At 42.6% G+C, this 24,244-nt stretch carries 20 protein-coding genes and 1 pseudogene; 13 read left to right on the top strand and 8 right to left on the bottom strand.

Going from position 1 to position 24,244, the window contains the following annotated elements; all coding sequences use genetic code 11:
* Nucleotides 1–8 precede the first annotated feature (8 nt).
* Entirely contained in the window at nucleotides 9–878 is an 870-nt protein-coding gene (locus QE404_RS10370; RefSeq protein WP_307450211.1) for a helix-turn-helix domain-containing protein, read from the top strand.
* Between the two features lie 68 nt (nucleotides 879–946).
* Nucleotides 947–1,999, top strand: coding sequence for a hypothetical protein (locus tag QE404_RS10375; RefSeq protein ID WP_307450213.1), 1,053 nt, complete (start codon nucleotides 947–949; stop codon nucleotides 1,997–1,999).
* A gap of 73 nt (nucleotides 2,000–2,072) precedes the next feature.
* Here the strand turns inward: QE404_RS10375 and QE404_RS10380 are convergent, their stop codons facing one another.
* Nucleotides 2,073–2,462 (bottom strand): SRPBCC family protein, encoded by a 390-nt coding sequence (locus QE404_RS10380; protein ID WP_307450215.1) that lies wholly within the window; start codon nucleotides 2,460–2,462, stop codon nucleotides 2,073–2,075.
* Between the two features lie 35 nt (nucleotides 2,463–2,497).
* On the opposite strand from QE404_RS10380, the gene QE404_RS10385 reads away from it, so the two are divergent.
* Entirely contained in the window at nucleotides 2,498–3,103 is a 606-nt protein-coding gene (locus tag QE404_RS10385) for an NUDIX hydrolase (protein WP_307450217.1), read from the top strand.
* Here the strand turns inward: QE404_RS10385 and QE404_RS10390 are convergent.
* Nucleotides 3,100–4,371: a UDP-N-acetylmuramoyl-tripeptide--D-alanyl-D-alanine ligase gene (locus tag QE404_RS10390; protein ID WP_307450219.1), complete on the bottom strand. Its 1,272-nt coding sequence runs from the start codon at nucleotides 4,369–4,371 to the stop codon at nucleotides 3,100–3,102. The two genes, QE404_RS10385 and QE404_RS10390, sit on opposite strands and share 4 nt — an antisense overlap.
* Nucleotides 4,372–4,432: 61 nt before the next feature.
* A complete protein-coding gene (gene gldJ / locus QE404_RS10395) occupies nucleotides 4,433–6,028 on the bottom strand; it encodes a gliding motility lipoprotein GldJ (RefSeq protein WP_307450221.1) in 1,596 nt (531 codons plus the stop codon).
* A gap of 164 nt (nucleotides 6,029–6,192) precedes the next feature.
* Here gldJ and porU point away from each other — a divergent pair, with 164 nt between their 5' ends.
* From porU to QE404_RS10410, 3 genes are all read left to right on the top strand, one after another.
* The gene (porU, locus tag QE404_RS10400; protein WP_307450223.1) at nucleotides 6,193–10,092 is read left to right on the top strand and encodes a type IX secretion system sortase PorU; all 3,900 of its coding nucleotides are present in this window, start codon (nucleotides 6,193–6,195) and stop codon (nucleotides 10,090–10,092) included.
* A gap of 60 nt (nucleotides 10,093–10,152) precedes the next feature.
* Nucleotides 10,153–11,316, top strand: a complete 1,164-nt coding sequence (gene porV, locus QE404_RS10405; protein ID WP_294205919.1) for a type IX secretion system outer membrane channel protein PorV — start codon at nucleotides 10,153–10,155, stop codon at nucleotides 11,314–11,316.
* A gap of 197 nt (nucleotides 11,317–11,513) precedes the next feature.
* A complete protein-coding gene (locus tag QE404_RS10410; RefSeq protein WP_307450226.1) occupies nucleotides 11,514–13,775 on the top strand; it encodes an FUSC family protein in 2,262 nt (753 codons plus the stop codon).
* Here QE404_RS10410 and QE404_RS10415 read toward each other — a convergent pair.
* Nucleotides 13,756–14,370 carry a 4'-phosphopantetheinyl transferase family protein gene (locus QE404_RS10415; RefSeq protein WP_307450228.1) on the bottom strand — a complete coding sequence of 205 codons (615 nt, stop codon included), beginning with the start codon at nucleotides 14,368–14,370 and terminating at the stop codon, nucleotides 13,756–13,758. The two genes, QE404_RS10410 and QE404_RS10415, sit on opposite strands and share 20 nt — an antisense overlap.
* Nucleotides 14,371–14,424: 54 nt before the next feature.
* On the opposite strand from QE404_RS10415, the pseudogene ahcY reads away from it, so the two are divergent.
* Together ahcY and yiaA are read left to right on the top strand one after the other, a co-directional pair.
* Nucleotides 14,425–15,739 (top strand): annotated as a pseudogene (gene ahcY, locus QE404_RS10420) (adenosylhomocysteinase).
* Nucleotides 15,740–15,939: 200 nt separating this feature from the next.
* Nucleotides 15,940–16,332, top strand: coding sequence for an inner membrane protein YiaA (gene yiaA / locus QE404_RS10425; RefSeq protein WP_307450231.1), 393 nt, complete (start codon nucleotides 15,940–15,942; stop codon nucleotides 16,330–16,332).
* An 89-nt stretch (nucleotides 16,333–16,421) separates the two neighbouring features.
* Here yiaA and purE read toward each other — a convergent pair whose 3' ends face one another.
* Complete coding sequence (gene purE, locus QE404_RS10430; protein ID WP_307450232.1) at nucleotides 16,422–16,925, bottom strand: 5-(carboxyamino)imidazole ribonucleotide mutase; 504 nt, start codon at nucleotides 16,923–16,925, stop codon at nucleotides 16,422–16,424.
* A gap of 132 nt (nucleotides 16,926–17,057) precedes the next feature.
* Between purE and QE404_RS10435 the strand changes: the two genes are divergently transcribed.
* From QE404_RS10435 to QE404_RS10445, 3 genes are read left to right on the top strand one after another with little or no spacing between them, the layout of a single operon-like run.
* On the top strand, nucleotides 17,058–17,975 hold the full coding sequence (locus QE404_RS10435; protein ID WP_307450233.1) for a DMT family transporter: 918 nt from the start codon (nucleotides 17,058–17,060) through the stop codon (nucleotides 17,973–17,975).
* A gap of 50 nt (nucleotides 17,976–18,025) precedes the next feature.
* Nucleotides 18,026–18,592, top strand: a complete 567-nt coding sequence (locus QE404_RS10440) for a hypothetical protein (RefSeq protein ID WP_307450235.1) — start codon at nucleotides 18,026–18,028, stop codon at nucleotides 18,590–18,592.
* Between the two features lie 6 nt (nucleotides 18,593–18,598).
* Nucleotides 18,599–20,722 (top strand): cation:proton antiporter, encoded by a 2,124-nt coding sequence (locus QE404_RS10445; RefSeq protein WP_307450237.1) that lies wholly within the window; start codon nucleotides 18,599–18,601, stop codon nucleotides 20,720–20,722.
* Between the two features lie 73 nt (nucleotides 20,723–20,795).
* Here QE404_RS10445 and QE404_RS10450 read toward each other — a convergent pair whose 3' ends face one another.
* Both QE404_RS10450 and QE404_RS10455 read right to left on the bottom strand, forming a co-directional pair.
* The gene (locus tag QE404_RS10450) at nucleotides 20,796–21,908 is read right to left on the bottom strand and encodes a 5-(carboxyamino)imidazole ribonucleotide synthase (protein WP_307450238.1); all 1,113 of its coding nucleotides are present in this window, start codon (nucleotides 21,906–21,908) and stop codon (nucleotides 20,796–20,798) included.
* Between the two features lie 60 nt (nucleotides 21,909–21,968).
* Nucleotides 21,969–22,520: a DUF1543 domain-containing protein gene (locus QE404_RS10455; protein WP_307450240.1), complete on the bottom strand. Its 552-nt coding sequence runs from the start codon at nucleotides 22,518–22,520 to the stop codon at nucleotides 21,969–21,971.
* A gap of 84 nt (nucleotides 22,521–22,604) precedes the next feature.
* Here QE404_RS10455 and QE404_RS10460 point away from each other — a divergent pair, with 84 nt between their 5' ends.
* Both QE404_RS10460 and QE404_RS10465 read left to right on the top strand, forming a co-directional pair.
* Nucleotides 22,605–23,435: a sulfite exporter TauE/SafE family protein gene (locus QE404_RS10460; protein WP_307450241.1), complete on the top strand. Its 831-nt coding sequence runs from the start codon at nucleotides 22,605–22,607 to the stop codon at nucleotides 23,433–23,435.
* On the top strand, nucleotides 23,432–23,815 hold the full coding sequence (locus QE404_RS10465) for a DUF1634 domain-containing protein (RefSeq protein WP_307450243.1): 384 nt from the start codon (nucleotides 23,432–23,434) through the stop codon (nucleotides 23,813–23,815). The genes QE404_RS10460 and QE404_RS10465 overlap by 4 nt, the downstream gene beginning before the upstream one ends.
* A gap of 4 nt (nucleotides 23,816–23,819) precedes the next feature.
* Here QE404_RS10465 and gloA2 read toward each other — a convergent pair whose 3' ends face one another.
* Nucleotides 23,820–24,203, bottom strand: a complete 384-nt coding sequence (gene gloA2, locus QE404_RS10470; RefSeq protein ID WP_307450245.1) for an SMU1112c/YaeR family gloxylase I-like metalloprotein — start codon at nucleotides 24,201–24,203, stop codon at nucleotides 23,820–23,822.
* Nucleotides 24,204–24,244 lie beyond the last annotated feature (41 nt).

The raw sequence follows: 24,244 nt of genomic DNA on the forward strand, positions 1-24,244 counted from the left end.
TATATGCCATGGCATCAATCCCCAACATCAAAACTTATCATTTTCTGCCCTATAAGTACGGCTCCGAACTGTTAATCGATATCGGGCGCATTGAAACATTAAAAAATTATGTTTTAGACAGTACATCGCACCAACTTAGCTTTTATGAAATCATTTTTATCCAGGAAGGTTCAGGAACCTTTATACAGGACGAAAATAAAATATCAATACATCCACAAGTTATTATTTTCACCAGTCCCGGTCAGGTCCGCCGCTGGGAAATTGAGGATAAGGTAAAAGGTTATACTTTGTTCTTTGAAAAAGATTTTCTCCATCTTTTTTTTTCGGACGAACTATTTCTGTACCGTTTTCAGTACTTCCATCAGTATTCACATCCTGCCAAAATGGAAATCTGCAAAACTTCATTTGGGAAATGTCTGGAACTTTTACATGAAATAGAACAGGAATTCAAGCAGATTCAGAATGACAGCAATCATTTGATCAGGTCACTTTTATACCAGCTGCTTATCGTCCTTAACCGTTATTACGCTGAGATTTACTCTGTCCAACGGGATACCTATGTCCATCCGGATTTCTACAGATTCCGTTCTTTACTGGAAAAGAGATTCCTGCGGGACCAAACCGTTGAGGCTTATTCCAGAATGCTTAACGTAAGCCCGGGATTCCTCAATAAGATATGCCGGCAATTCAGTGGATTATCGGCACAGCAAATGATCCATTATAAGCTGATATCCGAAATAAAGAAACAGCTGCATCAAAATAAATCTGCAAAAGAGATCAGCTATGAACTCGGGTTCTCAGATCCATCCAATTTTAACCGCTTTTTCAAAAAATTCACCCATACAACTCCCCAACAGTACCGAAAAAATATAAAATGACAATTCTAAAGATAAAATGACCTTTTTGCAGGGCATATCTGTTCCTAATTTTACGAAAAAAAGGAAATATGATAAAATCTACAAGGCTTAGTCTTTTATTTTTCGTGATGAACCTGCTCTGGTTAAAGGCAGAACAATTATATGTTAATCCCCGGACCGGAAACGACACCCATTCAGGTGTAAAAGCACAGCCATTAAAAACCCTTTCAGAGGCAGCGAGGCGTGTTAACCTGAATAAAGAACAGGGAGCGACCACGATCATCCTTTCAGAGGGCATCCATCTGCTCACCCAGACAGTCCTGTTTAACAATGATAAGTACAGCTTTACGAATCGTCTTATTATTCGTGCTGAAGTTATGCCGGATGATGCGGATTGGACACCGGAAAAAATGCCAGTTATCATAACAGCTGTACCTCTTGAGCCTGGGGTAGGCGGAGAAGAGGCAAAAGGCATACAGCCAGAAGTAAGCCATGTTACAATCGAAGGCCTTCGGTTTACCGGCAGCCCTGATTATACGTATATCGATGGTCATAATTTACGCCGGTCTTATCCGGTATGGCGCGATGGAAAGAAACTGGATGATCTGCTGGTAACACAATGCCTCTTCGTTGGGAATGCAGATATACTGCCATTGCATGTAGGCGTTATAGCCAATGGTTATGGCCTGGTGATTGATCATTGTGTATTTTTCAACTGTAAGATTCCCGTTGTTTTCTGGAAAAACGACGGAAAAACAGGCAGCCGTAGCGCAATGCGTGACTCGTTAGTGTATGGCGGTTATTTCTGCGGGGTCTGGACAACGCAGGGGACTTATGGTGATGATTTCGACTTTCATCATAACATCATTGCTGATACCAGTACCATATGGATAAGGGAAAAAGGAAGCACACGGCGGTATAAAGCTTCTGACTGTATTTTTACCAATTATAAAAAACTGGCAGGATATGGAAGTGGGCCTTTGAGCGACAGTGACGCCACTCCTACAGATTTTCTGGAAATGAAAAACGTACAGACCACCGGAACCGTAATTATTGAAAAAGATCAGAGTAAACGGAATTACCTTCAGCTAGCAGAAGGATCAATAGGTTCAGACCTGAAAGCCGGGCTTTTTAAAAAATAAGACCGGAAACAACTGTATTTGATATAACCTCTATATAAAAAAAATAAAACCTTCATCGATGAAGGTTTTATGGTTATTGGTAAGCTTCGATCTTATCCGTTAAGGTATTGATAAAATTCTGAAGCGGCTTTTCTACCATCATTTTGATGAAGGGGTTAAATTTTCCTTCAAACAGCATCTGCACTTCCGTCTGGTTTTCATTCAGGGGCTTTAAGGTTGCCGTAAGGGCAAAGTCAAGGCTGGAACTCGCGGATTTCAATACAGCTTTTTCATCGGTTACCTCATCTATCTTCAGTGCAATTTCCGGCATGCCCTGAAGTCCGAATTTGAAGCCGTCTTCTCTGGTTTCAAATTTCTGAAGGCCGTCCGGCATAAAGTTTTTATAATTTTCAGGTGATTTCAGTAATTCGGTTAATTCTTTAGATGATTTATTGACAATTATTTTTCGTCCTTCTAAATTCATTTTTTATTTTTGTATTTAATTCTTAATTCTTACAAATGTATAAAGTTTTTGTGAACGAAAAAAAATTATTACTGTCTAGGCAGCCTGAGGAAATGGAAAAAAAGCTTAGCTATGAAAGTTTCACAACTTTAGAAATGGCATTGGACCTCCTGGAGAATACGTCGGTAAAAGAGCTAAATGTATATGGCGAATCTATCGATGAGATCTGGGACGAGTTCCGCAAACTGTTCAGAATTATAGAAGCAGCCGGCGGTATCGTAAGCAACCAGCATGGTGAAATCCTTTTTATCAAAAGGCTCGGAAGATGGGACCTTCCCAAAGGTAAAATGGAAAAAGGAGAATCCCGTGAAGAATCTGCAGTGCGTGAAATTGAAGAGGAAACCGGATTGCGCAACGTAAACCTGATCCGTTTTATCAATACCACCTATCACGTCTATGTGGAAAGAAACGGCGAAAAGATCCTCAAGTGTACACATTGGTTTGAAATGAGCTTCAGCGGCGAAGACACTTCAACCCCTCAGATTGAGGAAGGCATTACAGAAGTAGCCTGGAAAAACAATGAACAGATCGAAAATGAGGTTTTCCCGAGCACATTTCAGAATATCAGACTGATTATCGAAGAATTCCGAAATAAGGATTAAATAAGATCCGCCGCTTTTTCAAGGGCAATTCCACGGGAAGCTTTTAACAGGACATTATCCGACTGAACCGGATGCTCTGCCAGATACTCCATCAGTTCTGCCGTACTTTCAAAAGCTGCCGCATCATGATTAACGGATCTGAAATTTTTCCCTACGGTAATTATCTGATCAAAGCCAAGCTGCCGGGCAAGGTCCAGGATGCTGCGGTGTTCCTGTCCGCTCTCCTCTCCCAGTTCCAGCATATCTCCGATAATGATGGTTTTGCTGCCTTCAAAAGTAATGAAGTTCTGCAAAGACGCAGCCATTGAACTCGGATTGGCGTTATAAGTATCCAAAACCAATGTCTTACCAGGTTTCTTAACGATCTGCGAACGCATATTGGTAGGTGTATAACTTTCCACAGCTCCTTTGATCGTCTCAAAAGCAATCCCGAAATGCAATCCCAGTGCAGCAGCGGCACAAAGGTTGGTAAAATTATAAACACCGGTAAGCTTAGAAATGGCATGCACTCCCTGATAACTGAGGCCTACAAACTGCTCTTCAGTAAGCAACCCGAATACATAGTCTGAATCTTCCGTACCAAATGTAATCCTGTGGGCATAGCCTGCTGTCTTTTCCTTCTGAATGGCATCGCTTTCATTCACCAGGATGGCCTTATTGTGGCTTTTAAGGTAATCATAAAGCTCGGATTTGCCTTTGATGACGCCCTCAAACCCTCCGAAACCTTCCAGGTGGGCCTTTCCGAAATTGGTAATATATCCGAAATCCGGCTGTGCAATGCTACAGAGAAATTCTATTTCCTTCTGATGGTTTGCCCCCATTTCAATGACGGCCATTTCATGTTCCGGCTTTATGGAAAGCAGGGTTAAGGGAACCCCGATGTGATTGTTCAGGTTTCCTGATGTATACTGGACGTTGAATTTTTGGGAAAGTACAGCATGAATGAGTTCCTTAGTCGTTGTTTTTCCATTGCTTCCTGTAAGACCAATCACCGGGATCTTCAGCTGCTGCCTGTGGTAAACGGCAAGCGCCTGTAAAAATTCCAGCGTGGATGGAACATAATAGATATTCCTCTGACGGTTTTCAAATTGCTGCTGCTCCACAATAACGGCTATAGCACCATCGTCAACAGCTTTTTCCGCGAGTTCAGCCGCATTGAAATTCTCCCCGGAAAAAGCAAAGAAAATGTCGCCCTGCTCTATTTTCCTGCTGTCTATGGTTACCTTTCCGGATTCCAGGAATAACGGATAAAACTGTTCTGCATTCATGGCTCAAAAATAAAAAACCTTCCGGAAATCCGGAAGGTTTTTCATAAGTATTTTGATAATATTATCTTCTCGTTCTATTCTTGTCATTCGTCATAGCATCCTGAGCTACACGGAATCCAATCCAGCCGTAAGCTTTATTCTCGTCTTTGTATCTTCTCTGACCCGGATCCAGCCAATAAGCCGTATCCTGCCAAGAACCTCCTTTAATTACTCTGATGTCGTTAGATATACCAGAAGTTCTGTTTTTGGTATCTTTCTGAAGCACTACTTTTCCGCTTACGTCTACGATAAACCTTCTCTGTGGAGAATTGTACATATCAAAAGACGCAGAAGAATCAGACGCTCTATAGTACTCAAGAGAGGATTGTCTGTCTCCGTCTCTGTAGTTTCTGAAGTCAGCAATAGTCTGTCTTTCAAACTGTCCAGGAAGGTTTCTGTAAACCAGTCTTCCGTCGTCCAAAGTATCGTATTTAATGTTGCTCTCGTCTACCATTTTGTAAGTACCGTCTCCGTTTCTTACGATAGCCTGAGGCATGTTTCCTCTGTAGTAGTTGAAGTCGCTGAAATCTTCATCAATGATTGGTCTGTAAACATCGGCCGTCCATTCTGAAACGTTTCCGTACATACCATAGATACCAAGGTCATTGGATGGGTATTTTCTTACGTCTGAAGTTCTTGCAGAACCGTCGTTTTTCCATCCTGCGATACCGGAATAATCACCGGCACCCATTTTGAAGTTTTCAAGGAACATCCCTTTGTTTCTTCCTTTAGTACCTCTCAACTGATCGATTTCAGGTTTTTTACCTAAATATTGGTTGTATTCTCTGTTTTTAGCTAAACCAAGCGCTGCATATTCCCATTCAACTTCGGTAGGAAGTCTGAATTTGGTTACCATAGCGGCAGAAGGTGCTCTGTTGGCAGCAAGAAGCCTCTGGTTGGTAGTTTTCATACCTGTTCTCTGCTGGAGCCTTTTCTCATTGATATAGCCCTGGATTTCAGGATCATTCGACTTGAATTTATCCATGTTGAAAGCTGTACCTCCCTGGTTGTTGGATTCGTTCATGTACAGGTCTTTTGCAATGATACCCGCCTGCATAAGAGCCTTTTCGTTAGCTCTGTCTGTAAGCCATTCGCAGTATCTGTTGGCCTGAGTCCATGAAACCCCTACTACCGGATAGTAATCGAATTCCGGAGAACGGAAGTACGTTTCGTTGTAATCGTTTCTGGATAGCTTGTTATCCCACAATAAAGTATCCGGCAAAGCACCGTTGTAGATTTCTTTAAAGCTTGGATCGCTTGGTGGGAACACATACTTCAACCATGTTAGGTATTCGCGGTATTCGTAGTTAGTAATTTCAGTTTCCCCGATAAAGAACGAACTTACCTGCATTCTGCGCGGCGAGTTATTCCAATCGTGCATAACATCATCTTTCACTAATCCCATTGTAAAAGTTCCACCTTCTACATATACCATTCCCGGCCACCCTTTCTGCTTTTGTTGCTTTCCTGCAAAAAACCAACCTTGTTTTTCGTTTGGTTTCCAACCTGTTTTGCTGACAAACTTTTTAGTACCGCCGCCATTATTAGATCCTCCGCAACTGGTTAATGCAAGTGTAGAACTTAATGCAATTAATGAAAACAACTTTAGTTTTTTCATAGTCGATATAAATATTTTCAAAGTACAAAGAAAAAATAAATTATTCAATAAATCAAATAAAGATTTGATTTTTTTGAAAAACGTTGACAAATTAATTTTATTGTCTTATAATTTAATTCTAAAATTTTCGTTTATTTTGTAATTTAGCAATTTCAATAACAAACATGAAACTGAAAATTACGTTTTTAATTCTAATTACTTCCGTATCAACACTTTGGAGCCAAAGAACATCTATCGAATGGGACGGCTCAAAAATTCAGGACTTCGGCGACACAAAAATCAATCTTCCTCATTTCAAAAACGAAGGTTTTTCCTACAGCCAAAATAACATTTTTATCGTAACAAAACAAAAGGTTGGAGAAAAGCAGCTGAAAATTTCAAATCCTTCCTGGGAGAGTGTTTCCCCTAAGGACATTTTTGAAATTCAAAAAGACCTCTTACCCGATCATGATATTGCCGATGTCGCCTATTACTACCTTGACGGAGAACGGTATGCCAGTATAAGCGTATCTTTATTTAAAAATGTAAAAGGAAGGATACAAAGGTTATCCTCATTCGATGTTTCAGAATCTGCCCAGTCCATTCCTTCCGGCAACACAGCGAAAGTAGGAACGACCAACAATCCGCTGTCTTCCGGGAATTTCTATAAAATAAAGGTAGATAAATCAGGAATTTTTAAGATCACCTCACAGTTTCTGAGTGCCAACGGCATCAATCCTTCTTCTGTAAACCCTAAAAATTTCCGAATCTATGGAAACGGGGGCGTCATGCTCCCTGAATATAACCAGGACGTTAAATACAGTGCCTTGCAGGAAAACGCCATCCAGGTAGTGGGAGAAGATGACGGCGTCTGGAATGATAACGATTACGCATTGTTCTACGCTCAGGGCCCTGACGGTTACAACCTCTACAATACGTCCAACGGAAACGGTATTAAAAGACATGATACCCGTAATGACAATGCCGAGCATCTTAAAAACATCTACGAAGATTACGCTTACTACTATATTAATTTTGACAAAGGTGCCGGTAAAAGGGTTCAGATTGCAGATGCCAACCTCCCTACTACTCCGCTGATCACCAGGTATGACAATTACCAGTTCATAGACAACGACAAGAAAAACCTGATGAAGGTAGGCAGGTTATGGGTAGATGAAACGCCCTTTACGACAAGCAAAACGGTAAGCTTCACCACCAATTCTGCCATCCAGGGCGGCGACCAGATCCGTTACCGCGCTCAGGTAGTGGGCTATAAGGCTCAGCAAAACAGTATTGAATTTACTATTAACAATCAGAATACAACCACTATTGCTGTTCCGGCCAACGGATCCAATGTCAATTATGATTTTTTTCCGGTACGCTATGCCGGGACAATTTCCAGTTTAAGCGGAAATCAGATCACTTTTAACCTCAATCCTAATATAACGGTCAATCCAAACGGCTCCTTTTATCTAGATTATGTAGAAGTGCAGTATAAGGATAACCTCAGTTTCAACGGCTCACAGATGAGTTTCAGGGACTTTTCCCTGGCAAGCGGCTCCAATACCTTATACGGTTTCAGCATTGCCAATGCTTCCGGCATTGAGCAGGTTTGGGATGTAACCGATATCACCAATGCAACCAGGAAAGTAAACAAGGCTAGTAATAATGCCACGTTCAGCTTCGGATATGCAGCGACCAACCAGAATTTCAACAATGAATTCGTAGCATTTAAATCTGATGCTGCGTACAGTCCGGAATTTGTAGGGAGAATCAACAATCAGAACCTTTCCGCTTTGCAGAATGTGGATTATCTGATCATTACCGTTCCTGAAATGATGGGCCAGGCCCAGAGGATGGCCAACTACCATCAGACAAAAAACAATTATAACGTCCAGATCGTTGATATTGATAAAATTTACAATGAATTCGGCAGCGGAAGCAGAGATCTTACCGCTATCAGGGATTTTGTAACAAAACTGAATACCCCTGCAGGCATCCTGAAATACGTCCTGATTCTCGGTGATGCTTCTTACGATTATAAAAACAGGATTTCCGGCAACACCAATGTTGTCCCGAGCTATGAGAGTGAAGAATCGGGAGATTTTGTAAGCTCTTTTGTTACGGACGACTATATTGTCATGACACAGCCGCAAACTTCTGTTTACATCAGCAATAACCTTCCGGACCTTCCTGTGGGCAGGATTCCTGCTGCCAATGTATCGGAGGCAGGAAATATGATAGACAAGACGCTTGCTTATTACAATTCTCTTTCCGGACAGTCGACCCCTTTCGGCGAATGGAGGATGAAGCTGGATTTTGTAGTGGATGATGATAATGATGGCGGAGTTCCTTTCCATACAGTGATGAACAATTCACTGGTGGATATTTTTGAACAGCCTACGAATACCAACCTTAAGGAATACAATATCAGAAAGCTGTACCTGGATGCTTTCCAGGCCCAGAGCACCGCAGGAGGACAACGTTATCCTCAGGTAAACCAGGCCATATCCAACGATATCGGCAACAGCCTTTACCTTTTCTATTTCGGGCACGGAGGAATCAACGGATGGGCGCAGGAAAGGGTTTTAACGCTGGATGAAATTCAGAATTCCAATAATTTCTCTAATGTTTACAGCAGATTCCCTTTTGTTTCCACCATTACCTGTGAATTCACCCTTTGGGATGACCCGGAAACAGCGTCTGCCGGCGAACAGTTCATCAAGCTGAAACAAGGCGGACCGGCCACGATGATTACCTCCAGCCGGGCTATTGCCGTAGGATACGGAATTGATTTTACCAATCTGTATACCCAGAACATCTTTAAACTAACAAATGATGACTTCGATACCCTGGGCTATGCTCACCTGAACGCCAAGAAACAGAAAGGAAGTGACGGAAACCACCTGAAAGTAAATGTTCTGGGTGATCCCGCCATGAAACTCAGCCGTCCCAGAAGGCTTTTAGTCATCGATAATATTGAAACGCCCGTTCCGGGGTTGATCAGAGGCCTTGACTTCGTTAAGATCAAAGGTCACATCAACAATACGAACGGTACCATAAATACAGGCTTCAACGGACGTGTGGTAATTAACATCTTCGATAAAAGGCTTAACAAGACAACCCTGAATAATGACGGTAACCTAACACCGGTTCTTCAGTATACCGAAGAAGGAAGTGCCATTGTAAAAGCATCCGGCATGGCGGTAAACGGAGTATTTACCATAGAGTTTTATGTTCCGAAAGACATCAATTACGCGGTAGGACAGGGAAGAATCCTAAGCTATGCGGATAACAAATCGTCTGACGTTTTCAATAATATGTCTGTACAGGTGGGAGACATTAATCCTAACGGAATTAATGACAACCAGCCGCCTAAGGTAAAACTGTATATGAACAATACCAATTTTGCAGACGGCGGGATTACGGATCAGAACCCTACCCTGCTTGCCTGTGTAACGGATGATACAGGGATCAACTCTACAGGGTCCGGGATCGGACATGACATTACCGTATATCTGGATGGCCAGATTATCAATACTATTGTCCTGAATGATTTTTATACTTCAGGCGAAGGAAACGGGTGTCTGAGTCCGAGCCTTGCAGATTATCAGAAGGGCAATGTAACCTATCCTTTCAGGAATTTAGCTTTAGGACAGCACCAACTTACTTTTAAAGTTTGGGACATCAACAATAATTCGACTTCTGCTACGTTAAATTTTGAAGTTAAGGATGAGGCTGACCAGCACCTGATCATCAACCGTCCGCTCAACTGGCCGAATCCGTTCACCAATAAGACGTACATCCAGTTTGAACATAACTGTGATGATATCCTGGATGTGAATGTTCAGATCTACACGATTACCGGAAAACTGGTGAAAACCATATCCCAGACCGTGATGGCAGAACCCTTCCTTCAGGGCTTCAGAACGCCAAGACAGGCTATTGAATGGGATGGTAGAGATGATTTTGGATCAACAGTAGCAAAAGGTACGTATATTTTTAAGATATTTGCAAAAAGTCAGAATCAGGAAAAATGCAAAGGAAGTGCTACAGCTGTAGAAAAAATGGTACTTTTGAAATAAATTAAAATAATAATAGTTAAGAATAATTATAAAAGACTGATAATATATAAAAGACAACATATGAATTTAACTACTAAACTGCTTTTAGGATTTGGGTTAGGTGCTGGTTTTCTAAGCTACGCCCAGGACTTAAGTCAAGTAAGACCGGTACTTACCGGGGCTCCATTTTTAAGAATTGCACCGGATGCACGCTCTGGAGGTATGGGAGACCAGGGTGTTGTAACTTCTCCGGACGCATTTTCTCAATTCTGGAATGCAGCAAAATACCCTTTTAGCAGAACGAGTTCTTCTGTTGGTGTAAGCTATACGCCGTACATGAGCAAACTTACCAATGATGTATTCTTATTGTACGGAGCATTTCACAAATTCCTTGGCCAGGAAGAAAGGTCTACCATCTCTGCGAGTATTTATTACTTCAATATGGGAGAAGTGGATCTTACGCAGCTGGTAGGTAATGACGTAACTTCCATGGGAACTTCAAAACCGAACGAATTTTCCATTGACATCGCGTACGGGCTGAAACTTTCCGATTCTTATTCCATGGCGGTAACCGGTAGATATATCCGTTCCGACTTAGCCGGAGGATTCAACACAGATACCACGCTTAAGCCAGCTAATTCATTTGCAGTAGATGTTTCAGGATACTATACTTCCCCAAGATTCTCCAGCTTTGGAGGTTATGATGGTAAGGTTAATGCAGGTTTTGCCATCCAGAACCTGGGTCCGAAACTGGATTATACAGGAAATGAAGAATCGAGATCTTATCTTCCTACCATGGCAAGATTGGGGGTAGGTTATGACATGTACCTGGATGATGTAAACCGTGTGGGATTAAGCGTTGAAGGTTCCAAGATCCTGGTTCCGGGATCGGAGTATGTGGGCATTGACCCGAATACCAGACAGCCGATGTATGCCATTCCGAACGTAGGACCTATTGCCGGGATCGGAAAATCATTCAAAAACGAAAACAGTATCATGTACAGCGGTGCACTGGAGTACTCTTATGACAATGCTTTCTCCGTAAGAGGAGGATATTTCCACGAAAGCGAGCAGCAGGGAGCGAGACAGTTTGCCACTGCAGGTATCGGGCTGAAATACCGTTCATTCGGTCTGGATGTATCCTACCTGATCAACATGTCCAAGATCAATACTGCTTTGGATAATACTCTTCGTTTCGGGCTTACCTGGAATATCGGAGACGAAACATCTAATGTAGATTATTAATCAAAATACTTTTTAAACATACAAAGCCTCATCAGATGAGGCTTTTCTGTTTTATATGATCTGCCTGAATGCTTTACAAGCATCCGAAACTGCATCTGACAGATTAATTCAGGAAAATGTCCGGACAATATGGGAAGACAAAAGATAAAGTCTTATTTTTATAAGAACATTTATATATCAATAAGTATTTTTGCACGATGAACTATTCAGCGGAACTCAAAAAATTCGTTACCGGCCAGTCTGTATACTCTGGTATCAGGATTACCCTGGCAGCGGTTCTTCCCTCCCTGGTTCTCGTTCATTTCGGGGTACTGAAAGACTACTACCTTTTTCCTCTGGGAACAATATTCGTAGCTCTTACAGACCAGCCCGGGCCTTTTATCAGAAGGAGGAATGCCCTGAGCTTTGCGGTAGCCTGCTTCCTGGTTGTGGCGCTGATTGCCAGCCTGGTCATGAATTTTAAAATCCTGGTGCTCCTGGAAATTATAGTATTCGGAATGTTTTTCTCTTTGATCGGAATCTACGGGCAGCGGCTTGCGGCAGTAGGTTCCCTTGCGCTGGTCGTCATGGCAATTTTCATTGATGGCCATCTTACAGGCGGCAATATCGCGAGAAGCCTTCTGATTTTTGCGGCAGGCTGTATCTGGTTCCTGATCATTTTCCTTATTGTAACTACCATTCAGCCCTATAAACTAGCCAGCCAGATGATTGGTGAAAATTACCTTCAGTTGAGTGAGTTTCTAAAAATAAAAGCCGGTTATTACCAGAAAAATCCGGACTTTGATAAGCTGAGCTCCCAGGTTATTGCAAAGCAGATTGAAATTAAAAACCTTCAGGAAGACACGCGGGAAACGGTATTCAGGACAAGGACGATTGTTAATGAATCCACAACAACAAGCCGCCTCCTGATGCTGATGTTCCTAAGCTCCATGGACCTGCACGAAAAGCTCATGACCTCGGAAAGTAATTACCAGAAGCTTCAGCAGAGCTTTGAAGACAGCATGATCCTGGTAAACATTCATGATTATCTCATTCTTCTTTCCAACGAAATTACGAACATAGGGCTTTCACTGCAAATCGGGACCAAAGCGAAACCGGTATCAAACCTTGAACTGGAACTTCAAAAGATCAACTCCCATTATTTTGAACTCAGGAACAAACAGATGAATGCCGGTACCCTGGAAAACTTCATGATCCTGAGACAGATTTTAGCACGCATTAATGAGATTACCAAGGATATCAGTGATATTTATAAAATATTTTCCCAGGACATCAAGCTGGCCAAAAGCCTGTCTACAGGATTGGATATCAAGAACTTTGTTCCCAATGAAGAAAAGATCAATTTTAAAGTCCTCAGGAACAATATTTCCTTATCTTCTTCCCATTTCCGGCATGCTGTACGGGTTACTACTGCCCTGCTGATCGGATATTTGTTTTCACTTTTTCAGTTCATCGGGATCGGCCATACGTACTGGATCCTTATTACCACGGTTGCCATCCTGAAACCTGCCTATTCTATCACAAAAAAGAGGAACCTGCTTCGTCTTTACGGCACCGTGGTCGGAGCGGTGCTTGCTTATGGAATTTTGTATTTTGTAAGTTCAGGCCCTGTATTGTTTGCTATTCTGATGGTAAGTATGATCCTCTGTTTCAGCCTTCTTAAGATACAGTATTTTTGGGCAGTCCTGTTTATGACCATGTATGTATTTCTCGGCTTCAATTTTTTAAGCCCTGGGCACATCAATATTATCTTCAAGGACCGGATTGTGGATACGGCTATAGGAGGGATCATTGCATTTTTAGTTTCATACAGCATACTTCCGGTCTGGGAGCATACCCAAAACCTGGACCTGATGAAAAAATGCGTGGAGAGCAACCTGATCTATTTCCAGAGTGTGATGTCCAAATTTTTAACCGATGGGTTCAATATGCAGGATTATAAGGTAAAACGTAAAAATGCCATCATTTCACTGGCGAACCTTTCCGATAACTTCCAGAGGATGATTTCGGAGCCTAAAAACCAGCGTAAAAAACTGGAAGTTGTCCATCAGTTTGTTGCCACTTCACATCTTCTAACGGCCTACATCGCCTCGCTGTCACAATATTCCAAAAACAAGGAAAAGTATCCCGAAATCGATGCAGAAAGCTGGAGTCGAAAGATCGAGGCAGAAATGCATCAGATCTTCACACTGCTAAACGGGGAAGATATTGATAAAGCACTTCAGATGGAAAGCCGCCTGATGCCGGATGATGAAATTGAAGAACTGCTCATACAGCGTAAAAATGAAATCCTGGAACGTGAAGTTTTTGACCGGAGAGATCCTGATAAAGTGTCCCATCTTACCGAACTTAAAAATATTCATGATATTCTGGAACTGATTTATGACGTTGCAAGGGAACAGCGAAAAGTCATTGAAAAATACAGGAACGAATCCCACGCTACTCTTCCACAATCGTGAAGCAGTAATCATCAAAAAACTCAACCCGTGCCTTAAATTCATCGGAAAAGACCTCATCATAAACCCTGCATCGGATTTGGTGCAGATGCTTGAGCTGGAATGGCCTCACTTCATAGTTCTTTTTAAGGGACCAGTATTTGGAATGATGAATTTTGTACATGCTTTCCTTGACACTCCAGATAATGGTATAGTACGTTTCTGCCTGACCCGCCGGAATAAAGTCCCGCTCATTTTCATAGGTAAACTTATCCACCACTCTGAGTATTTTTGAGGTAAACCGTTCCAGATCGATCCCGATTTTATTTTTAGAGATGGCAATAGCGGCAAAAGGGAAAGAATGCGTAATGGAAATCTCTGCATCCTTGGGAGAAAGAAAAGGTTCACGTTCCCTGTACAGGATTTTGGCTCCTGGTTTTAATACCTGAAGCAGCTTACGCACCATGAGGACCTCCAGAAGTTTTTTAGGATGGTAGTCTTTTACTTTTTCAGCATTTTCGGGTTCCAGCAGTTCGTCCGGATCCAGGTTTTCGGCTTCATCATACTTCCAGACCAGGATCGTAGCATTGTCATCTGAAAAATCTCGGTAGAGCGGCATATTTTTGGTCAACAGGATTTTAGTTCGTAAATTTGCGAAAAATATTTCATATAGATGGAAACAACAACGCAATACGTTCCTTATAAAGTAAAGGATATTTCCCTGGCAGAATGGGGAAGAAAGGAAATCACTCTTGCTGAGGCTGAAATGCCTGGCCTGATGGCAATCCGTGAAGAATACGGAGCTCAGCAACCTCTTAAAGGAGCAAGAATCGCAGGATGTCTTCACATGACCATTCAGACTGCCGTGCTTATTGAAACACTGGTTGCATTAGGAGCTGAAGTTACCTGGTCTTCATGTAATATTTTCTCTACTCAGGATCATGCTGCCGCTGCCATCGCTGCTGCGGGAATCCCTGTGTATGCCTGGAAAGGAATGAATGCAGAAGAATTTGACTGGTGTATTGAGCAGACGTTATTCTTCGGAGAAAGACAGAAAGCCGCTGAACATGATCCTGGATGACGGAGGTGACCTTACTAATATGGTATTTGACCAATATCCTGAACTGACCAAAGATATCAAGGGCCTTTCCGAAGAAACAACAACGGGAGTTCACAGATTATATGAAAGAATGCAGAACGGTACGCTGGTGATGCCTGCGATTAACGTTAATGACTCTGTAACCAAGTCGAAATTCGACAATAAATACGGATGCAGGGAATCTGCGGTAGATGCCATCAGAAGAGCTACCGATGTAATGCTGGCCGGTAAAAGAGTGGTTGTTTGCGGATACGGAGACGTAGGTAAAGGAACAGCAGCTTCTTTCAGAGGTGCCGGTTCTATCGTTACCGTAACGGAAATCGACCCGATCTGTGCACTACAGGCTGCAATGGAGGGATATGAAGTGAAAAAACTGGATACTGTGGTTGATAATGCAGATATCATCATTACCACTACCGGTAACTTTAACATCGTTCAGGGCTCTCACTTCAAAAAAATGAAGGACAAGACCATCGTTTGTAATATCGGACACTTCGATAATGAAATCGATATGGCATGGCTGAATGAAAACTACGGTTCTACCAAGTATGAAGTAAAGCCACAGGTGGACGTATATAATGTAGACGGAAATGAAATCATCATCCTGGCAGAAGGAAGACTGGTGAACTTAGGATGTGCAACAGGGCATCCAAGCTTTGTAATGTCCAATTCTTTCTCTAATCAGACACTTGCTCAGATCGAGCTTTGGGCTAATTCTGATCAGTATGAGAATAAAGTATACACTCTTCCGAAACATCTGGATGAAAAAGTTGCTGCCCTTCACCTTAAAAAATTAGGGGTAGAACTTGAAACCCTTACTGAGGAGCAGGCTAAATACATCGGGGTAACCGTAGACGGACCGTTCAAACCTGAGTATTACAGATACTAATCAATCAATAGTTGATAAAAATATGAGCCCTTCTTATGGAGGGCTTTTTGTATTCATGCTGCTATATAAAGCCCTATAATCCGGATGTAACAATCCTCCATCTTTTCTAAAAATAATCCTGTACAATAAAATTCCATAATTTCAGTTATTGACAACAATCAGATAAAAATAATATATTTGATCCTTTGAATAATTAACTAATGAAAAAACAAAGAGTATCAAATGCGTTTATCGCAGCATCCTGGATTGCCCTTGGAGCCGGAATGATCGGCTTTATCATAGGCCTTGCCCGAGCAGAGATGCAACTGAATGAGAAAGGATATTATTTTACGATCCTGCTGTACGGACTTTTTGCCGTTGTTTCCCTGCAGAAAGCAGTACGGGACCGGCTGGAAAACATTCCGGTAACCGATATCTATTACGGAATATGCTGGTTTGCCACGCTTTCGTCTATTGTGCTTCTGGCAATAGGTCTGTGGAATGCCACGATTCTCCCAAGTGAAAAAGGCTTTTACGCTTTCGCTTTCCTGCTGGCTATTTTCGGAGCTATCGCCGTCCAGAAAAATACCCGTGACAATATGCTTCAGGAATAACATCTAGGCTTACCTTACGGTGGGAATTCTTTCCTGAATATTATATTAACTCCGGCCCCGCCTTTGGCGGGGCCGGAGTTAATATATCTCTACTGATCGTAACGATTAGGATGCTTTGTTTTGATATCATCTACAGTTCCCAACACCTTGTCTTTCAGAGAATCCTGGTATTGCTGCAGTTTAGCTGCAACTGCCTTATCACCGCTACCCAAGATTTTGGCGGCCAGGATGCCGGCATTCAGAGCACCGTTTAAGGCTACGGTAGCTACAGGAATTCCACCCGGCATCTGCAGGATCGAAAGCACGGAATCCCAACCATCGATGGAATTGCTGGATAAGATAGGAACCCCGATCACAGGAAGCGTGGTACAGCTTGCCACCATTCCCGGAAGGTGTGCAGCTCCGCCTGCTCCGGCTATAATCACCTTCAACCCTCTTTCCTGGGCCGTTTTGGCATAATCGAACATACGTTCCGGTGTCCTGTGTGCAGAAACTACTGTAAGTTCATACGGGATATCCAGGCTTTGCAAAAAACCTGCGGCCTGTTCCATGATCGGCAAGTCGCTCTGACTTCCCATAATTATTCCTATCATCTTTAATTATATTAGAAGCTCAAAGATAAAAATTATAGGCCGGACCTGCAAAAGGCTTAAAACTTATTGTTGAAGCCCCTTTTGGTTTAAAAATTGAATCATTCCGTTACAACACACCAATTCCATACTATTTTGAAAGATTACAAACTCCTGTTTGCCGTTCTCACCGTTGCCATTGTCTGGGGAACAACATTTTTGTCGATACGGGTAGCCGTAGAAACCATTCCGGCCTGGTTTGTTGCCGGTATTCGTCAGTTTTTGGCGGCAGTCGTCATCTTTTTTATCCTTTTATACAGGAAACAGCTTCAGTGGATCGGATGGAAAAACCTTGGCTACCAGATTATTTTTTCACTGCTGATGCTTGTAGTCGCCAACGGAATGACAACAGTAGCGGAAGAAACCGTAACCAGCAGCGTCACATCCCTGATCAGTGCCTGCTCCCCTATTATTGTATTTCTTGGGAGCGCTGCTTTCGGCTTACAGAAAATTACCTTAAAATCGCTGGTTGGGGTATCGCTGAGTTTCAGCGGGATTGTGTTTATCTTCTGGCATGGAGTTCGTGACCTGGCCAATCCGGCATATGCCAAAGGAATCATCTTTCTTTTCATTGCGATCGCCGGCTGGGCATCCGGGACTATCTTTACCAAAAAACTCAATATACAGACAGAAAACATTTTCCTCAACCTGTTTTACCAGTTTTCTTTTGCCGGAATACTCCAGATTATTTTTGCCTTTCTGTTTTCTGAAGATTATAATTTCGGAAACTGGAGTTTCAAAAGCGTGGCAGCGATGGTTTATCTCGCGGTATTCGGCTCTGTAGCGGCATTTTTTGCTTTTCACTATGCGCTTACCAAAATTTCTGCCGTACAGGTTTCCATACTGGCTTATATTAATACCGTGATTTCAATATTTTTAAGCTGGCTGATACTTGATGAAAAAATTACGTGGAAATTTATTGTTGCCGCTGTCCTGATCATCCTGGGCGTCTTTGTGATCAATTATAAACGCTCCATGTTCAAGCAGCAGAAGATCAGATTAGCCCGCTCATGATTTTCATTTCTGTATATTTTTCCTTATATTGATGCATCAACCTTTATAATATGAAAAAAAGCACAATACTTATTTTATTCACTTTTGGACTCCTGATCATCAGTTGCCGTGATAAAGACAAAGAAGCGAGCCTTGCAGCCAGAGAGCAGCAGCTGCTGGAGAAAGAGAAACTTTTTGCCCAGAAAGAATCGGAATACCAGTCGCTCATCAAAATGAGGGACAGTATTTTCGCCAAAAAAGATTCTGTGACCATTGCTTCATGGCCTCCTGAAATTGCCGGTTCATGGATCGGAAAGGTCATCTGTACGGAATCCAACTGCAGCGATTACGTCATTGGAGACCAGCGTACGGATACTTGGGAATTCGACAGTGATTCCACCCAGCTGGTAACGAAAATTATCAACAACAATAACCTGGTACGGATCTACTCCGGAAAGATGGATAAAAATGAAATAAGACTCAATTTTAAAACCGATTCAACCTCAAAAAAAATGGTGGATATGAATGTTGTCCTGAATGATATTTCTGCCAATAAGATCAAAGGAACACGAACAATTGCCGCAGACAACAACTGCATGGCTAAATTTTCCGTTGAACTGGTACGCGCTGCAAAATAAACACCTATGATTTTACTGAACATACATAATCTGAGTTTTCCCATAGAAGACCCGGTCCTGAAATTCCTGCTTGTTTTAATCATTATCCTGGCCGCTCCCCTGCTGCTGAATAAAATCAAAGTTCCGCATCTCCTCGGGCTGATCATTGCGGGGGCTGTAATAGGGCCGAACGGTTTCAACATCCTTTCCAGGGACAGCAGTATTGTTGTGACAGGGACAACCGGACTCCTCTACATCATGTTCCTTGCAGGGCTTGAAATTGATATGGGGGATTTTAAAAGAAACAAATGGAAAAGCCTGACATTCGGAATCTATACTTTCACGGTTCCCTTTGTGCTGGGATATTTAGGTGCTTATTACCTTCTGGGATTTTCTATGCTGACCTCTATCCTCTTTGCCAGCCTATTCTCCTCCCATACATTGATTGCCTACCCTTTGGTGAGCAAACTCGGGATTTCCAAAAACCTGGCGGTAAATATTACGGTAGGCGGTACGATGATCACCGATATCCTTGCGTTACTTGTACTGGCCGTGATTGTAGGGATGTCCCAGGGAGAGGTCGGAACGGAATTCTGGGTGAAGCTCTCCGTTTCTTTCATTGTTTTCGGGCTGATCGTACTTCTGATCTTCCCCATTATCGGAAGATGGTTCTTTAAAAAAGTAGATGACAAGATCTCCCAGTATATTTTTGTACTGGTCATGATTTACCTGGCGGCGATGCTCGCTGAACTGGCTGGTGTGGAAGCCATTATCGGAGCTTTTTTCGCAGGCCTTGCCCTGAACAGGTTGATTCCGCACACCTCCTCCCTTATGAACCGGGTGGAATTTGTTGGAAATGCTATTTTTATCCCGTTCTTCCTGATCAGCGTAGGAATGCTGATTGATTTCAAAGTATTCTTCAAAAGCTGGGAAACGCTTGAAGTAGCAGCTATTATGCTGATTGCTTCGATCGGCGGTAAGTACCTTTCTGCCGTAGCAACCCAAAAAACATTCAGACTCTCCAAAGAGGAAGGAAAACTGATCTTCGGTTTAAGCTCTGCCTCGGCGGCCGCAACACTGGCCTCTGTAATGGTAGGATACAACATCATCCTGTCTGAAACGGAAACCGGTGAACCGGTAAGGTTGCTGAATGAGCATGTCCTGAACGGAAGTATTCTTCTTATTTTGGTTTCATGTACTATCTCTTCATTCATATCCATGGCCAGTGCCCAGAAAATTGCGGAAAGCGATAATGAAGATACCGTGTCCGGTAACAGCCATGAAGAGGAAAACATTTTGCTGGCCGTTAATCATCCGGAAACAGTTGAAAGAATGGTTAACCTGGGAATGCTGATCAAAGCACACTCCAATACAGACCATGTTTTTGCCCTGAATGTAATCAATGAAGATAAAAATGAGTCTTCAGTGAAGAATGCGGAAAAGATTCTTCATCAGGCTACCGATACGGCAGCAGCAGCCGATGTCAAACTTCAGGCACTGAAGAGATATGATAACGATGTGATCAACGGGGTGAATAATGTCATCAAAGAACAGAATATTACGGATCTGATCATCGGCCTGGAAGATGTCAAAGGCTTTTCTCCTTCGTTTGTGTATAACCTGTATAACGGCTACCTTCAGAATGATGATGTGAATGTCCTGGTGTACCATGCGGCACAGCCTTTATCCACCATTAAGAAATATGCGGTCATGATCCCGGAAAACGGGCATCTGGAACCCGGTTTTTTCCATGCATTGCTCAGGGTCTGGAATATCGCCCGAAACTCAGGGGCTACCATGACGTTCTACGCGCCTGAAGTTATCCTGGAAATCCTCCAGAAGATTATTAAAAAAGCGAATATTGAGGCTGAATTCATCATCATGAATACATGGCACGACGGGGAACAGACGGCAGCCGGACTGAAAGAAAACGAAGCCCTTATTATCCTGATGGCCAAAAGAGGCATGGCATCTTATGTTCCACGGATGAGATTTATCCCTGAGCTCCTGAACAAATACCTGAAAAACAACAATTACCTGCTGATCTATCCTTTTTCTGAATATAACCAGGAATATGCAGAGAAACGTTCGGTAGGCAACCACGGTGATTTTATGGAAATTGGGAACGTCATTAAGAAGATATTCAAATAAACTGATATAGCTGACCGAAAAATCAGTCATGTAAAAACACAAAGGCTGCCTGTTCAGGCAGCCTTTGTTAATCTTATCCGGCGATAACTTTTACCATTTCCTTGACCTTAACAAGCTTATCCATCAGTTCTTCCCTGGACTCAGCCAGCACATTAATGTGCCCCATTTTTCTTCCCGGCTTGGTTTCTGTCTTACCATAAAGGTGCACATAGGTTTTCGGCAGTTTCAGCACTTCTTCCATTCCCTGGTAAACTACTTTTCCGCTGTGTCCTTCCGCACCCACCAGATTCAGCATACCGCTATAGGTCATGGTATCAGTATCAGCCAGAGGCAGGTTTTTAACCACCCGGTACATCTGTTCAAACTGGGAATTGGCATTTCCTTCCTGGCTCTGATGCCCTGAATTATGAAGCCTTGGTGCCGTTTCGTTTACCCATACTTTACCCTCCTTATCCAGGAATAATTCAATAGCAAATAATCCCGGGGAATTTACTGCTTCCAGGAATTTTGCTGTGATATGGTCAATCTGCCCGGCAATGTCATCATTCAGGTGTACAGGACAAATATTGAAATCCAGAAGATTCAGCTTCGGGTCAGCCACCATTTCAGTAACCGGGAAAGTCTTGGTTTCCCCGTTTTCGTTTCTGGCAACAATCACAGAAAGCTCTTTATCAATATCCACTAAAGCTTCCAGGACAGACGGCTCTTTCCAGAGCTTTTGCAGATCCTCCTCTGTGCGGATGACCTGTACTCCTTTACCGTCATATCCTCCGGTATTCATTTTCTGTACAAAAGGCAGTGGCATGGTGATGTCTTCGTTCCAATCCCGGACTACCTGAAATTCAGGGCTTGGAATATCATGGGCCTTATAAAATTCTTTCTGGAGGATTTTCTGCTGAATGATGGTAATGATTTTGGAATTGGGAACTACTTTTACTCCCTGTTCCTCCAGTGCAGCCAGCGCTCCTGCATGCACATGCTCAATTTCAATGGTGATTACTTCTTTGTCTTTTCCGAAATCCATTACCGTCTGGTAATCATTGAAATTCCCCTGTGTAAAATGGGAAATCGTATGGCAGGGCGCATCCGGAGCCGGATCTAAAGTGTAAAACTGATCATCATATTTCAAAGCCTCCTGAATAAGCATTCTTCCGAGCTGCCCTCCGCCTAAAATTCCTATTTTCATTGTTCTGTATCTGTTATATTTGTATTGATTTAATAGTAAAGGTGATAAACATGCATCAGATCATTGCAGCTTTTCAATTCTCAGGTAGCCTAAGTGCATGACATTATTCTGGTTTTGTTCTTCAGATTTTTCCAGTACGATAGAATACTTTTCTTTCATGGTTTCCGGCAGAATGTCATTTAGCCTGAAGATATCGTCAATGTCTACTCCATGTTTTTCATCGATATGGCTTTCTGCACCTTTAAAACCCATCGTCTGGTAAAATTCGGTTTTCTTGACACGTTTCACAACTTCCCCCATAGATTTGCCTACCATGAGATGCTGCTCATGAAATTCCTCAAAGTATCCGGGCTTATAACCGCCAAGGTTGATAAAGTACAACTGGTCGTCTGAATCTTTTCCTGTTCTTTCTGTAATTTTTAACTCATATCCGTCTGCAAAGCGCACTTCCTGATAAGCATCGATATGGATTTTACCATCTGCCTCCTGCCAGAACTTTTTCATCTCAGGAACCAGGTCTTTGAGGTTTTCCGCAATCCCGAAGAACACGTCATGCTGCTCGATATTTCTGCCTTTTGGGGTGGCTCCCAGAATGATATAGAATAGTTTCATTTGCCGTTCATTTGTGCAAAAATACGTCAAATTTATCTTTTTTAAACGTTTGGCAGACTACCACAATAGTTTTATATTTGTAGCATGTCAGAAATCATCATTCTATTCCTGGGAGCTATTTCGGCAGGACTGCTGGGCTCGCTTACGGGATTGGGCGGAGGTGTCATCATCATTCCTCTTCTTACGCTGGGCTTCGGTGTACCTATGCATTATGCAATCGGGGCTTCCCTTATTTCAGTAATCGGAACTTCTTCCGGTGCTGCCGTTGCTTTTGTCAAGGAAGGTTTCACCAACATGAGGATCGGCATGTTCCTCGAAATCGCGACTACTTCAGGCGCTATTGTAGGCGCACTGGTCTCCGGAATGCTGAATCCGAATACCATCGGGATTATCTTTGCCAGCATCCTTCTTCTGACGGTAATATTAAATCTTAAAGGAAAGCCGGACCATCAGGAACCCATTATTAAAGGGAGCCTGGAAGAAAAGCTGAAATTGTACGGAACATTTCCGGATAAAGGCATCATAAAAAGTTATTCTGCCAGGAATACAGTACCCGGTTTTTTAATGATGATGTTTGCGGGAGCAATGTCAGGACTGCTTGGCATCGGATCAGGAGCACTTAAAGTTCTTGCTATGGACAATATGATGAAGCTCCCTTTTAAAGTGTCTACCACCACCAGTAATTTTATGATCGGTGTAACGGCTGTAGCCAGTGCGATGATTTATTTCCAGCGGGGCGAAATCGTTCCGGTAATCGTAGCTCCGGTACTGATTGGTGTCGTAGTAGGAAGCTTCATCGGATCAAAGACCCTGATGGTCTCCAAAACCAAGAAATTAAAGACGTTTTTTGCGATCGTCATCACCATCCTGTCTATATATATGATGTATAACGGAATTAACCAGAGCTTCAGATGAGAAAAGATTTTACTGATATAGACCTGAACCGTTCCGTAGGCAATCTTCTGAGACTGGGAGTCATTCTATCTGTGATCACATCATTGGTAGGGTTTATCAAGCTTTTTACGGAAGGTTTTAAGATGCCTAAAAAATACACCTCGCTTCAGATGGGCTCTTCATCTGAGAAAATATGGGGAGAATTCTGGCATTCACTGGGTAAAGGTGAAGGCATGGCCATCATCCAGCTGGGCATTTTGCTGCTGATCCTCACCCCTCTCATGCGAATTGTTTTTGCCTGGATTGGTTACCTCAAGGAAAAAGATTATGTGTATGTATTCATTTCTTCGGTGGTCCTTGCCATTATGGTAATCAGCTTTTTCACAGGCTACGCAAGCTAATTATTTATCTTTCATAAAATTCCAGGGGCAGTTGATCCGGATCCTGAATAAAGAAAAATGCTTTTCCCGTAAACTCATCGATGCGGACCTCTTCACAGTCTACACCTTTCTTAATGAGCTCTGTGCGCGTATTGCTCACATTTTCTACGGAGAAAGCAAGGTGCCTCAAACCGCAGGATTCCGGCCTTGAAGGCCTTTCCGGAGGGTCCGGAAAAGAAAAAAGTTCGATGACATACTGGTCTCCTATGGCCAGATCAAGCTTGTAAGACTGCCGTTCTTCACGGTAAACTTCACGCACGATATTCAGGCCCAGTATTTCCGTATAAAACTTCTTAGAGACAGCATAATCTGAACAGATGATGGCAATGTGATGGATTTTTAAATGCACGGCAGAAAGTATTGATGGGAATAAAAGTAATGAAAATCTTT

The sequence above is a fragment of the Chryseobacterium camelliae genome, assembly GCF_030818575.1.
Classification (GTDB): domain Bacteria; phylum Bacteroidota; class Bacteroidia; order Flavobacteriales; family Weeksellaceae; genus Chryseobacterium; species Chryseobacterium camelliae_A.